General features: G+C 41.1%; 12 protein-coding genes and 1 pseudogene. 6 read left to right on the top strand and 7 right to left on the bottom strand.

Features of this window, described 5'->3' with window-relative positions; translation table 11 throughout:
* Positions 1 to 226 precede the first annotated feature (226 nt).
* The gene (locus tag RM347_RS01805; RefSeq protein ID WP_322722389.1) at positions 227 to 1585 is read left to right on the top strand and encodes a polysaccharide biosynthesis/export family protein; all 1359 of its coding nucleotides are present in this window, start codon (positions 227 to 229) and stop codon (positions 1583 to 1585) included.
* Positions 1586 to 1834: 249 nt separating this feature from the next.
* Positions 1835 to 4009 carry a GumC family protein gene (locus RM347_RS01800; RefSeq protein WP_322722388.1) on the top strand — a complete coding sequence of 725 codons (2175 nt, stop codon included), beginning with the start codon at positions 1835 to 1837 and terminating at the stop codon, positions 4007 to 4009.
* A 132-nt stretch (positions 4010 to 4141) separates the two neighbouring features.
* Here RM347_RS01800 and RM347_RS01795 read toward each other — a convergent pair whose 3' ends face one another.
* The 3 genes from RM347_RS01795 to RM347_RS01785 all read right to left on the bottom strand — a co-directional run bounded on the left by RM347_RS01795 (position 4142) and on the right by RM347_RS01785 (position 6488).
* Positions 4142 to 4813 (bottom strand): rhomboid family intramembrane serine protease, encoded by a 672-nt coding sequence (locus RM347_RS01795; RefSeq protein ID WP_322722466.1) that lies wholly within the window; start codon positions 4811 to 4813, stop codon positions 4142 to 4144.
* Between the two features lie 126 nt (positions 4814 to 4939).
* A complete protein-coding gene (locus tag RM347_RS01790; RefSeq protein WP_322722387.1) occupies positions 4940 to 5659 on the bottom strand; it encodes a rhomboid family intramembrane serine protease in 720 nt (239 codons plus the stop codon).
* A 121-nt stretch (positions 5660 to 5780) separates the two neighbouring features.
* Positions 5781 to 6488, bottom strand: a complete 708-nt coding sequence (locus RM347_RS01785) for an SDR family oxidoreductase (RefSeq protein ID WP_322722465.1) — start codon at positions 6486 to 6488, stop codon at positions 5781 to 5783.
* A 384-nt stretch (positions 6489 to 6872) separates the two neighbouring features.
* Here RM347_RS01785 and RM347_RS01780 point away from each other — a divergent pair, with 384 nt between their 5' ends.
* The gene (locus RM347_RS01780) at positions 6873 to 7493 is read left to right on the top strand and encodes a tetratricopeptide repeat protein (RefSeq protein WP_322722386.1); all 621 of its coding nucleotides are present in this window, start codon (positions 6873 to 6875) and stop codon (positions 7491 to 7493) included.
* Between the two features lie 3 nt (positions 7494 to 7496).
* Here RM347_RS01780 and RM347_RS01775 read toward each other — a convergent pair whose 3' ends face one another.
* From RM347_RS01775 to uvrB, 4 genes and pseudogenes are all read right to left on the bottom strand, one after another.
* Positions 7497 to 7733 (bottom strand): hypothetical protein, encoded by a 237-nt coding sequence (locus tag RM347_RS01775; protein ID WP_322722385.1) that lies wholly within the window; start codon positions 7731 to 7733, stop codon positions 7497 to 7499.
* Positions 7734 to 7873: 140 nt separating this feature from the next.
* Positions 7874 to 8263 (bottom strand): annotated as a pseudogene (locus tag RM347_RS01770) (Uma2 family endonuclease); the annotation flags it as partial.
* Positions 8264 to 8404: 141 nt separating this feature from the next.
* Positions 8405 to 8731 (bottom strand): DUF1330 domain-containing protein, encoded by a 327-nt coding sequence (locus RM347_RS01765; RefSeq protein WP_322722384.1) that lies wholly within the window; start codon positions 8729 to 8731, stop codon positions 8405 to 8407.
* 216 nt (positions 8732 to 8947) lie between these two features.
* Entirely contained in the window at positions 8948 to 10945 is a 1998-nt protein-coding gene (uvrB, locus tag RM347_RS01760) for an excinuclease ABC subunit UvrB (protein WP_322722383.1), read from the bottom strand.
* A 253-nt stretch (positions 10946 to 11198) separates the two neighbouring features.
* On the opposite strand from uvrB, the gene RM347_RS01755 reads away from it, so the two are divergent.
* From RM347_RS01755 to RM347_RS01745, 3 genes are all read left to right on the top strand, one after another.
* Positions 11199 to 11663 (top strand): hypothetical protein, encoded by a 465-nt coding sequence (locus RM347_RS01755; RefSeq protein ID WP_322722382.1) that lies wholly within the window; start codon positions 11199 to 11201, stop codon positions 11661 to 11663.
* A gap of 357 nt (positions 11664 to 12020) precedes the next feature.
* On the top strand, positions 12021 to 12203 hold the full coding sequence (locus RM347_RS01750; RefSeq protein WP_322722381.1) for a CsbD family protein: 183 nt from the start codon (positions 12021 to 12023) through the stop codon (positions 12201 to 12203).
* 435 nt (positions 12204 to 12638) lie between these two features.
* On the top strand, positions 12639 to 13079 hold the full coding sequence (locus tag RM347_RS01745; RefSeq protein WP_322722379.1) for a hypothetical protein: 441 nt from the start codon (positions 12639 to 12641) through the stop codon (positions 13077 to 13079).
* The last annotated feature ends 106 nt before the right edge of the window (positions 13080 to 13185 follow it).

Raw genomic sequence — 13185 nt, 5'->3', positions numbered from 1 at the left:
GGTATGGATGCCTTTGTGCAGAGATTCGTCAACAGTATCTTGATAAATTGCGTTTAGGCAAAAACTCAGCTAAAAGATGTTAATAATATGAAGTTAGAAATTATATGTAGCAAAATTCTTCTCTTTTTCTTAGTAAATACTTGCAGATAAAAGAGACATTGAGGACATTTTTAGAGTAAAATAACCACTCGGCGCGACTAATTCATATATCAGTTTTCCTGCACCGATGTTCATAGATCCCAATTCTTATATGCGTGGATTCAGCGCCCTGTGTTTTGTCAGTCTTCAAGTAGGAGTTTTCTTAACAACACCTATCCAACTTGTTGTTGCCCAGCCTTTTCCATCTCAAGGACAATCACCAGGGCAACCCCCCTCGCCTGTACCAGGTACTGAGGTTGTACCTCCAGGTGCAAATGACGAAATTTCCCCTCAACTGAGCCGTTACCTCTTGGGCCCAGGAGATATAATTGGCGTTGTGCTTCAGCGTCCTCCTGGCCCATACCGCTTAGGAATAGGAGATGGAATTAGCGTTTCGGTTCAGCGCTTTCCAGATTTGAGCTTTCAAGCTTTAATCAACCCAGAAGGTAATATTGTCGTGCCGTTACTGGGAACAGTATTCTTACAAGGTTTAACTTTGCAAGAAGCTCAAGAGAAAATTCGCTTGGGTTTAAATCGTTATGTGGTTGATCCAGTTATAGTTTTAGCCTTAGCAACCCAGCGTCAAGACTTCGGTTTTCAAGCTGTAATTAGTCCAGAAGGCAACATTGTAGTGCCGCAAGTGGGAACAGTGTCATTACAAGGTTTAACCTTGGAAGAAGCTCAAGAAAAAATTCGCTTGGGTTTGAGTCGTATTTTCCCAGATCCAATAGTGGTAGTATCCTTGGCAGGGACGCGACCAGTTCAAGTTACCATTAGCGGGGAAATATTTCGACCAGGAATTTATCCGATTAATTCAACAACACCCCGTGTTGCTGATGCCTTGCTAATATCTGGTGGTTCAACGTTGAATGCAGACCTGCGGCAAGTACAAGTACGTCGGAAGTTAATCGATGGTTCCGTGATTTCACAAACTATTGACCTATATGCAGCACTGCAAAATGGTGGTTCAATCCCTAATTTACGGTTACAAGATGGAGATGCGATACTCGTACCCCGTCGTGAAGTTGGTAATGATGACGGTTATGACCGCAATTTGGTAGCACGTTCATCCTTGGCTGTACCACAGATTAGAGTCCGGGTTTTAAACTATGCTGCGGGAGGTATTTCCATTCAAGCACTGCCTAACGGCAGTACATTTGTAGATGCTTTGGGAGGAGTAAATCTCGACACTGCTAACCTCCGAGATATCGCTCTGGTTCGCTTCGATCCTGAACAAGGTAAAGCTGTTACCCAGAAACTTGATGCTAAAAAAGCTCTAGGTGGCGATGCGTCCCAAAATGTAGCGCTTCAAGATAATGATGTTCTTGTTGTTGGTCGGAACCTCATCGGTAGAATTACTAATTTCTTGACTACCATTACCCAACCTTTCTTTAATGTTCAATCCTTTCTCCGGTTTTTTGACAACTTTGGTGGCGGGTCAAATTAGTGACTTTAAAAGAAAGATACAATCTGTAAATACTTGGGAGTGGAGGCAGCCACATCTCCAATTTCTCTTTGAATTCGTTAATGTAAAAATATTAAAGATATCAACCGGTATATACAGTAGGAAGTCGATAGCGTCCTTATATCAAAGCCACTATCTTTAGTTTGGTGCTTCCTAATTTTGAATTTTGTTAGTGCAGCGTTAGCGAGTTTGCGAGCGTCATTTTAAATTTTGAATTGGAGTGAAGCAACCATGACCCCACCAATTGTTAAGCGCTATCTTATTGCTTTTGATAAGTACAAGTGGATTGGATTAGCTAGTTTTGCTTTAGTTGTAGCAGGGTCAACTGTGGTGGCTATGCAACCAGAGCCACCTACTAGCTATATAGCATCTGCTGCACTTACCTATAGTGGTCCACCAGTTTCTTTCTCTGCAACTGGTAGTGAAATCCAACAGCAAGGAAAAGAACTAAATGAGGAAGTTTTACTGTCAAACCAGATAATTGCAGCAGTGGCAGAAAAAGTCGGTGTCAAACCGAAAAAGCTCGGTGCCAGTGTCGTCCTTTCTGTACCTAAAAAAAACCCCAGGTCTGGAGAACTGGAATCTAGTATTTTGGAATTGAAATATGTAGATACTGACGCCAAACGAGGTATACAGGTCTTGGCGGAATTGATGCAAGCAATGATCAAGTTGAGCAGTGATATCAATACTGGACGATTACAAGCAATTATTGAAAAGATTAACGATCGCACACCACAAGCTAAACGAGAACTGCAAGTTGCTGAAAAGAAGTTGGAACAGTACGATCGCATAGAGCGAACAGCAATATTAGCAGCGGAGAATGGCAGTTTGTTAAGCGCCATTACTGCCAGCCAAAATCTACAACGGCAAATTCAATTAACTATTTCTGGGGTTGATGGTCAAGTTCGCAGTTTACAAAATAAGTTAGGCTTAACAGTCGGACAGGCTTATATTTCTTCTGCTTTGAGTGCAGATCCAATTATTGGTAACTTGCGAGCGCAAATTTATCAAAGTGAGTCGCAAATTGCCGTGCTCAGAAAAGATTTGCGACCGGAACATCCAACGATGGTTCAGTTGTTGCGTCAGAAACAAGCTGCTGAGGAATTGCTACAACAACGTGCCTCTGAAGTGTTAGGTGGTGATGGGACTGCGGCTCCGCTTCAGGGTAGTGTTGCAGGTATTCGTACCCAAAGCAGCTTAGATCCAGCCCGCCAGCAATTGGCAAACCAAATGGTGTCTTTGCAAACCCAACGGGAGACGCTGCAACAACAACTAACTCAAGAAATCCAACAAGAAGCGCGACTACGGCAAGAGTATTCTCTGATACCGAATAAGCAATTAGAGCGATCGCGTTTAGAACAAGAGGTTGCCCTCAAAAAAGCCATCTATGACCAAATGCAGGTGAAGCTAACCGATGCTAAAACCGCAGAGGCAGAAACTACTAGCAGCCTCAGCATTGCCAGACGACCCACAGTTGTTCCCGATATCAAACCCCCTAAGAGTGTGCCTATTACCCTTGCTGTGGGTGGTTTCTTAGGTGTGGTGATTGGTGGTGGTGTGATATTTTTGTTGGGAGCGCTGGAAGGGACTTTCAAAACCAGGGAGGATATCCGCCAGAGCCTCAAGCAACGGGAAGTGGCAGTATTGGGAGAATTGCCTTTAATGCCAGTTGATGATTTGGATCAAGAAGCTGTGCCAGTGGTACTTTCCCAAGATTCTCCTTATTTAGAATTTTATGAGAAATTCCGTAGTAATCTGCGCCGGATTGGTGGGAAAAACTTAAAGGTGGTGTTGATTACTAGCACTAGCAGCCTAGAGGGTAAGACAGCAAGTGCTTATAACTTGGGTGTAGCTTCTGCACGTGCTGGTAAAAGAACCTTGATCGTCGAAACAGATTTGCGATCGCCTTCCCGTTGTACATCCCTGAAAGTAATTCCTGACCCCGACGCCACTATTGAACCCCTGCGTTATTACGGTAATTTGAGTGAATGTATTCGTTTAGTGCCTGATGTGGAAAATTTATACATTATTCCCAGCCCTGGTCCCATACGGCAATCTGCTGCTATTCTTGAATCCAGCGAAATGCGGCGGCTCATGGAAGATGCCCGCGAACGTTTTGATTTAGTTATTTTAGATACTAGTTCACTCAGTATATCTAATGACCCTTTGTTAATCCAACCCTACAGCGATGGGATCGTACTAGTGGCGCGACCACACTATACAGAAGAGAACATGCTAGGTGAAGCTATCGATCAATTGGTGGAAGCTGAACTGGGGTTATTAGGAGCAATTATTAATGGTGCTGATATCATCGTTTCTGTACCTGAACAAGTTGCACAATCATCAACATTTACATCTGAGGTAGAAGAATCAGCAGAAGTTTCAGCAGGTGCAGGCAAAAACTAATAATTTTCAAATGTGCAAATTTCAACGCAGATGCGCTTCGCCTTCCTGGTAGGTACACAAAAGTTAGCGCAGAGGATACGCAGAGGTTTGATAGGTAGCAATTTTTTGCTATGAATTTAGGAAATGCTGTATTTAGTCGTGCCTAAACAAACCAAATAGAGGAGCGAGAATTACCCCAAAAACAAAACCACCAATGTGCGCCCAATAGGCAACTCCACCAGTTTGCACAGTCATGTTAGCGGCTGTTTGCAGGGTAGCAAGACCGGATATCACATTTTGCACAACAAAAAGTCCAATGATTACTAGTGCTGGAACTCTAATTGTGGTAATGAAAATCCCCAAAAATATTAAGGTCATCACTTTAGCGTGGGGAAAGCGGATAATGTACGCACCCAAAACCCCAGAAATTGCACCACTTGCCCCCAACGAAGGAATCTGAGAATTCATACCAATAAACCATTGGCACAAGGCAGCTAAAGCACCACACGCCAAATAAAAAATCAGATATTTGGCATGACCTAATCGATCTTCAATATTGTTGCCAAAAACCCAGAGAAACACCATATTCGAGATTAAGTGCCACCAACCGCCGTGTAAAAATTGCGACGTAAATAACGTTATCCATTCTCCACTCAAATTGGTGGTTAACTCTTGAGGTACTACCGCATACTGACTTAAAAACTGACTCAATTGTGCATTTGACAGGCTCACCTCGTGAATAAAAACTAAAATATTCATGCCAATTAACCCGTAGGTGAAATACGGGGTGATTCGCGTCGGATTTTCGTCGTAAAGGGGAAACACAGGTGTTTTTCCTAAGTTATTGGCTAACTGCAATATAGCTTGTATGGCTAGCAGTTGCGAAGTTTAGGCAATTTAACCTATTAAACAAAACAGTATAATTGAGGGGTAATGCGATACCATGAATAATTACTTGTACCAAGATTCTTCCTGTGATTTATCGTTAAACAAACCCAACAGTGGGCCAAGAATTGCCCCAAAGACAAACCCGCCTGCATGGGCCCAGTAGGCAATACCGCCACTTTCCATACCGATATTGGTACGTGCTTCGAGACTAGTAAGTCCGTAAAAGGCTTGTTCGAGAAACCAGAATCCTAAAAAGAAATATGCGGGAACGCGGAAAGTCGGGAAGAAAATTCCTAAAGGTACAACGCCGAGAACTTCAGCATTGGGAAAGCGGAGAATGTATGCACCCATGACACCTGCGATCGCACCACTCGCACCCAAAGATGGAATGCTAGAATCTTGAGCGAAGAACCACTGTGTTAATGCTGCCAAAACACCGCAAGATAAATAAAATAGTAAATATTTGGCATGACCTAATTTATCTTCAACGTTGTTACCAAAAATCCAGAGGAACAGCATATTACCTGCTAAGTGCAAGAAACCACCATGCAAGAATTGCGAGGTAATCAAAGTTGCCCACTCTGGTACTGGTTGATGTACAGAGATACCAGCAAAGCTTAAGGTAAGTTCTCGTGGAACTACAGCCGCAAGGCGTAGAAACCCATTTAATGCTTGGGGAGGAAGATTTGCCTCATAAAGAAAAGCAAGGACATTAGCAGCAATCAGCCCATAAGTCACATAAGGCGTAATTTTTGTAGGATTATTATCTCTAATGGGAACCACGGGCGTTTTTTCCTGATTTTAAGACACAAATTCTACAATACTTAATTTTGTAAGTAGTTTCTTCTACCTCGTGGATGGATCTCAGTTTGAGATTTAGACAGGACTTAAGTCAGCTTTAGACTTAAAAACCGAAAGCCAAAAATCCACCATCAACGGTGATACATTGTCCAGTGATGAAAGATGCCGCAGGCATACAAAGAAATGCCACAATCCCAGCGACTTCTTCTGGTTGACCAACTCTTCCCATAGGTGTTTGGGACAGAACTAATTTGAGAAAATCTTGGTTGTCGAGTACAGACTCGGTTAGAGACGTGCGAATAGCCCGAGGTGCTACGGTATTTACTCTAATACGATCTGACGCCCACTCAACTGATAGCGATCGCGTCAGTTGATTTATAGCCGCTTTAGTCATACCATAAGGAGCACCTGTACGGTTCGAGACTAAACCTGCCACAGAACTTATATTCACAATGCTGCTATTTTCCCTATTTTGCAGTAGAGGGTAAAATAGACGGCACATCTCAAAAATTGATATCTGGTTCGTCTGGATGATGAACTGATACTCAGCTAGCGTATACTCTACGAGTTTTTTACTAATATTGGTTCCGACATTATTGACCAAGATATCTAATTTATTCCAGGTTTTGCTAACCTGCTCAAAGATGACTTGACGCCCATCAGGGGTTGCAACATCTGCCGTAATCCCATAAGCAGATAATCCTGCTTGTTGCCAAATACTTAATTGTTGGTCAACATCCTGAGAATTCCGTGCCACAATTGTGACTTCTGCACCCAGAGATAAGAACTCATTAGCAACAGCTATAGCAATCGGATTTGATTTATGAAAAAATCTAAGTATGTGTAGGGTGTGTTACGGTTTCCGTAACGCACCATCCGAAGGTTTTGGTGCGTTAGCCTACGGCATAACACACCCTACGTGTATTTCAAGAATCAAATACTAGTCCTATAGTCCAATGCCTTTAGTGGCACCTGTAACCAGTGCTTTCTTTCCTGTCAGTGTCCAGCGTAGGCGTAGCCCGCCGTAGGCATCGCTCATTTGTAATTCTGCGGATTTTTTTATTTTAAAGCTATCAATAACCTAAGAGTTTATCTTGCAAGTGCCCAATGCGATCGCTTTTTATAGTAATGTAGGCGATCGCAATCCCTAAAGCATTTACCGCATCTGATTCCAATTCAATAGCTGATCAAACCCATGTTTTTTTCAAATTCTCTGGAAAATCAACTCCAGCGCTGGAACGAAACCATTCGCAATCAGCCAAAAAATCCTAATGCTTACGTTCGTCGAGGCATGGTTAACTTTCAACTAGCTAAGATTGATGAATCTATTCAAGATTTTGATATAGCAGAGCAATTTGATGCCCGTATCAAACCTTACCTCTGGCAACGGGGATTATCATATTATTATGCAGAAAGATTTGCTGAAGGCGCTCAACAATTTGAAATAGATTTGACTGTGAATGCTCAAGATGTAGAAGAAACAGTATGGCGATATATCTGCATAGCTCGTTCGTTAGGTGTTGAAGAGGCACGTAATTCTTTACTAACTGTGAAAAATGACCCTCGACGTATTATGCAGCGTGTATATGATTTGTATGCAGGAAATTGTACACCAGATGATGTTTTAAGTGTGGGCCAATCAGAAGGAATAAAGGGGAATTTTTACAGTCATCTTTACTTGGGATTATATTACGAAGCTCAAAATAATCTTGATTTAGCTCAGGAATATATAGTTAAAGCTGCTGATAATTACAAAATTGATGATTATATGTGGTATTTGGCATGGGTACATAAAAAATTACGAGGGTGGATATAGTCCTTATAGTGACAGATGTAGCATTCTTCGACGAATCTTTGCTACACCATGCACAATTCCTAACGCTGCACCGATGTAAAGTCCAATATGGATTCCCCAAACCAACATAAATTTGGAAACTTCTGCTGGTTGAACGACTGGCGTAATCTGATCGGCAAAGAAGGGAAATTGAAAATAATAAAATATAAATCCTGCGATCTGAGCAACTACAATTGCCCAAATAATGGGATAGCGTGCCATTTTAAGTAATTGCCGATAAGACAAAGGTAATTTTCGTCTCTGATTAACCAATAGAAATATGCCGTAGCTTAAAAAACCAGCAAAAAACCCTGCTTGAAATCCAACCTCACTGACTTCCCACCGAAAACTAGAACCATAAGGGCAAACTTTTTTCCTCTATCGGCTGCTTCCATTGAAGGTGATAGCACTTCAATAATTAAACAGGGAAACTGTACCAATTGTGGATCGCGATCGCGCTCATCGCAAGTTACCACCACATCTGGATAAAAATACTTTTGCCCCGGTTCTACCTGCACCTTTACATCTACAATGTATACTTCACAGGTGCGTAGGCGTAGCCCGTCGTAGACATCGGCCAGGGCATCATCTAAGAGCTTTGAGAAATTGAGAGAAATCCGATTATGGTTGCGCGTATCACCGCTCATCCCCACAACTTCGCCATCCCACTACTCGTAGCGTTTCTCTTAAGCGGGTTCCCAAACCAGATATTCCTCTGCACTCATCAAAATGCGATCGGGTAAAGCAACCATCGGCGCGATCTCTTAATGATTCAGTTTATTTAGGATAGCGTAGCCAGATAAAGGTATGAGTATCTAAAAGACGATCCAAAGTAAACATAATGGATATTTATCTAGATGCATATTTTGGATCAAATCGGACAATAGACGATATTAACCTTTTGGTAAATACGGTATGGTTCCTGCAACATCGGTGTCGTCAATTATATGGAACCTGCTGATACTACCAGCCTGGCGAGCTTGACGATATTTTGCATAGGCTGGATCGTTAACAAACGCTTGCACTGCTTCCGTAGAAGGGAATTCCAGCAAAGCAAGCAATGTTGTTCCTAATCCCTCGCCTTCAATAGTCGTAATATTGCCACTGCGGGAAAGGTATTTCCCTCCATGATTATGTACGATATCGTGGACATTTGCTGCGTAGTCCGAAATCCAGGCATCATCCGTAACTTTAACGTCTGCAATTAAATATACAGCCATGATGGTTCTCCTTTAGTTAGTTAGATAACTATAATTTGCTGAGAATTCAAGAAAAGAACTCTAGCAACAAAAGTATTTAGAGTATGCGTTCGCCCTTGGCGTTGGCGTTCGCGTAGCGTGTCGCAGACAAGCCATCGCTTTTACTTCTCGATCATACTTGAGACTGGAATCAGCTATTTCAATTTAGGCTAATATTTGGTCAGCATGAGATTCACGTTAATGTCCTAGCATTTTATCCCGCAGATGCTTAATGCGATCGCGCAATTTACCCGCCTCTTCAAATTCCAGTTTTTTCGCCGCCTCTTTCATCTGTGCTTCTAACAGAGTAATCAACCCTGGAATCTGTTCTAATGGCAGTTCATCTATATGTTCATCTACAACTTTCAAGTCAGTTGCATTTAACCGCCGAGATACATCTAAAAAAGCCAAAATCGCATTACTTGATTTTTTGACAATTGGTTGCGGTGTAATCCCATGCAGTCGATTATGTGCCGTTTGAATACCACGCCGTCTATCTGTTTCATCAATAGCTTTAATCATGCTACCTGTCATATTGTCGGCATACAAAATCGCTTGTCCTTGGACGTGACGCGCGGCTCTACCAATAGTTTGAATTAAGGAACGCTCGGTTCGTAAGAAACCTTCTTTATCTGCATCCATGATTGCTACTAAGGAAACTTCGGGTAAATCTAAGCCTTCCCGCAGCAAATTCACGCCAACCAAAACATCAAATTTCCCTTCGCGCAAGTTCTGCAAAATCTCAATGCGCTCAATAGAAGTAATCTCGGAATGTAAATACCGTACCCTTATACTGCGGTCTTGCAAATATTCGGTTAAATCTTCTGCCATCCGTTTGGTTAATGTGGTAATTAACACTCGTTCATGGCGATCGGCTCTATCTTTAATTTCTCCCAACAAATCATCAATTTGTCCTTCTGTGGGACGTACGGAAATTTCTGGATCAACCACTCCAGTTGGTCTAATCACTTGCTCAACTACATGATCTTCAGAAACTTCTAATTCCCAATTTCCGGGAGTTGCTGAAACGAAAATACACTGATTCACCTTTTGCCAGAATTCTTCTGCTTTTAAAGGACGGTTATCAGCAGCGCTAGGAAGCCGAAATCCATGTTCAATTAAAACTTTTTTTCTCGCTTGATCGCCGTTATACATACCGCGAATTTGTGGCACTGTAACGTGAGATTCGTCGATAATTAATAGCCAATCTTTGGGAAAATAATCAATTAAACATTCTGGTGCTTCTCCAGCTTGTCTTCCTGCTAAGTGACGGGAATAATTCTCAACGCCGTTGCAGTAACCCACTTCGCGCAGCATTTCTAGGTCATAGCGTGTACGCTGATCTATGCGTTGCGCTTCTAATAGTTTCCCAGCTTGTTCTAAGTCTAGTTTTTGCTGTTTTAATTCTGCGGCGATGTCATGACAAGCTACTTCTAATCGTTCTTCTGGGGTGACAAAGTGGCGTGCTGGGTAAACATTCACTGCTTCCAAACTTTTGAGAATTTCACCTGTCACTGGGTCAATATAGCGAATCGCGTCAATTTCATCACCAAAGAATTCGACGCGAATAATTCGGTCTTCATAAGCTGGGCCAATTTCTAAGACATCACCACGGACGCGAAATTTTCCCCGACCCATTTCTATGTCGTTGCGGCTATATTGAACATTTGCCAAATCCCGTAAAATTTGGCGCTGATTCACTTCCATACCTATCTGAAGGGGGATGGCAGCTTTCAGATATTCTGCTGGCATTCCTAAACCGTAGATGCAACTGATGGAAGCAACGACAATGACATCACGACGTTCAAACAGCGATCGCGTCGCTGAATGCCGCAACATATCTATTTCATCATTAATCGCTGCCGTTTTTTCAATATAAGTGTCGGTAACGGGAATATACGCTTCTGGCTGATAATAATCGTAGTAGCTGACAAAATACTCGACTGCGTTGTTGGGAAAGAAATCTCGCAACTCGTTACAAAGCTGTGCAGCCAGGGTTTTGTTATGCGCCAGAACTAAAGTAGGCTTGCCAATTTTCTCAATAACTGCTGCTACCGAAAATGTCTTGCCAGTTCCAGTAGCACCTAGTAAAGTTTGGTAACGATTGCCTGATTGGATACTAGCAGTAAGTTGGGCGATCGCTTGCGGTTGATCGCCTGTGGGACTAAAGGGAGCTTGAAGACAAAATTCTGTCATACAGTTTTGCTGGAAATACCCGATCTCATGGTGACGATTTCGCCCTGTATCCATTCTAGCTGGCTTATTAGACCAAATAATTAGTAATAATTTTTTACAAATTTTAATAATTAAAATTTACTTATGTATCACTTTTAAAGATTCTTATATCTATATGAGGTTTTTTAAGGTTAAACTCTAAGGTATATGGGAAAAAATTTCATCTTTCCTTAATTATTGTAAAATTCAATTAACAAACCAGAGGTCTTCGTTTATGACTATTAGCAACGCTGGCAAAGCAACCAGTTCTCGGCAAAAGTATGCCAAGTCTCCAGGGGAAACAACAGAGGAAGTTGAAAATCAACAAGACCAGAGCTTGAATGCAGATAAAGTCGAGGAAGTTAATGAACTGCCAGTGGGAGCTTCTGGAACACTCGCCATTTCTGGAATTCGTCCCATAGGCGCTAGCGACTTAGAAGTTGCTGAAAAACTTTCAATTGCTGGGGTGCGTCCCATTAGCACCAGTACGTTAGAAGTAGTTGAAACTTATAACTCAATGGGTATTCGTCCAATTGGTGCTAATACATTCCAAGTTGTTGAAAGTATTAATCTCTCTGGTATTCGTCCAATTAGCTCAAGTTCATTGGTAATTTCTGAAAGCTATTCCACATTCGGTAACCGTCCGATAGCATCAAATGAAATTGACAATTCTGAAAACTTGATGGGTTTTCTAGATTAGACAAAAAATATCCTCATAACTTTATTAACCCAGTTTCTGTACGAAACTGGGTTTTTTTAGTTAAACGTCAATAGTAGCAATTACGATATTTGCTATTTGCACTTGTTCTATGTCTTTTAGCATAGGTAACTACACTCTATATTAATTGAATTTATATTCAAATAACAGCCAGGATGCTTACTATAATTACTTTTGTGAATTATGATTTTTTAAGTTTGAATCTTAAATTGTTTAATATGCCTTGTGGTGGAAGGCTTTAGGAAAAACTTTAAGCTACTGTGTAAAGGTAATCACAAAAGATTTCAAAGTGAATTTACAGCTTTGAAATAAACTTAACTTAAAATAAGGAGTACCAAAATGAGCTTAGAAGAACGGGCTAAAGCAACTGCTAAAAATATTGAAGGTAAAGCCCAAGAAGCAGCAGCAGAAGTTACTGGAGATCCAAAAGATAAAACTGAAGGCAAAGCAAAGCAAGCTGAAAGCGAAGTACGCCACGGCATTGAAGATGTAAAAGATAATGTGAAGAAAAAACTTGACTAAATAATTCATAATTTTTTGCAGAAACTCTAGGGATATCGATGGGATGGATTCCATTTTTGCAAAAAATATGAGTTGTTCGAGAGCCAAGCTAAACTATTTTCAGCTTCCCTGAGCAAGGGGTAGAGAATAGAAAATCAGCTTGATTGGCAAGATTTTTGTAGAGACGTAATTAATCACGTCTCTACACTTTTCAAAAATTCTTAAAAATTAGATAATTTAACTCTATTACTTTGTCAAGCTAGTTTCGAGGGTTTGGAGTAACCAAGCATTTTAGTGTATAGGGAATCAGGACTAAAGTCTTAACTAATAACTCGCTTAACCGTCAACTTAAACTTGACAGACTATATTTATAAATTTGCATAACAACTCAATTATTTTGAGCAGACTGGAAATCTATATTTTCTATTGTTCAAGGTTTTTTTAGGAGGTAAAATAATGATTCTGCTTCAGCAAAGTCGCAAAATATTGGCGACTTTCGTTTTAATCGCAGTACTGATGATAACTACTGCCTGTGGTGGCGCTACCGTGTCACAAGTTGACCGCCCAACTGCTCCGTCAGCAATTGGCCGAGATGTAACTTATGCAGAGTTAGAGCGAGGCAATACCCCAGGAGGACAAACCTTTGGTACCTGGGTTGTGCAAACATCTCAAGGATTACTTCAGGACGCTTATGTTCGTGATAACAACAAACTAGGTGTTGTGATTTCCCCTAAAGTTCGTCCTAACGAAGTGCGACCATTAGCAAAATCCTTAGTTCAAGGTTTTCATAAAAATTTCCCCAATCAAGACTTAAAAGTTTTGATTTATGCACCTGATAAAAAATTGATTTTGACTACTGAGTATGACACTCAGACTAATCAAGTTAAATATAGCTAATTGCTGTATTTGGAATGAAAACTTGAAGAGGGTTTGATGAATTGGGATTTTGTAGTTATAGCTTGAAAATACCAGCCATCAAAATAGTTTGATGAAAAAAAAGGAG

This window comes from Nostoc sp. ChiQUE02 (assembly GCF_034531305.2).
Taxonomy (GTDB): domain Bacteria; phylum Cyanobacteriota; class Cyanobacteriia; order Cyanobacteriales; family Nostocaceae; genus Nostoc.
This window is presented reverse-complemented; position numbering and strand designations above follow the sequence as displayed.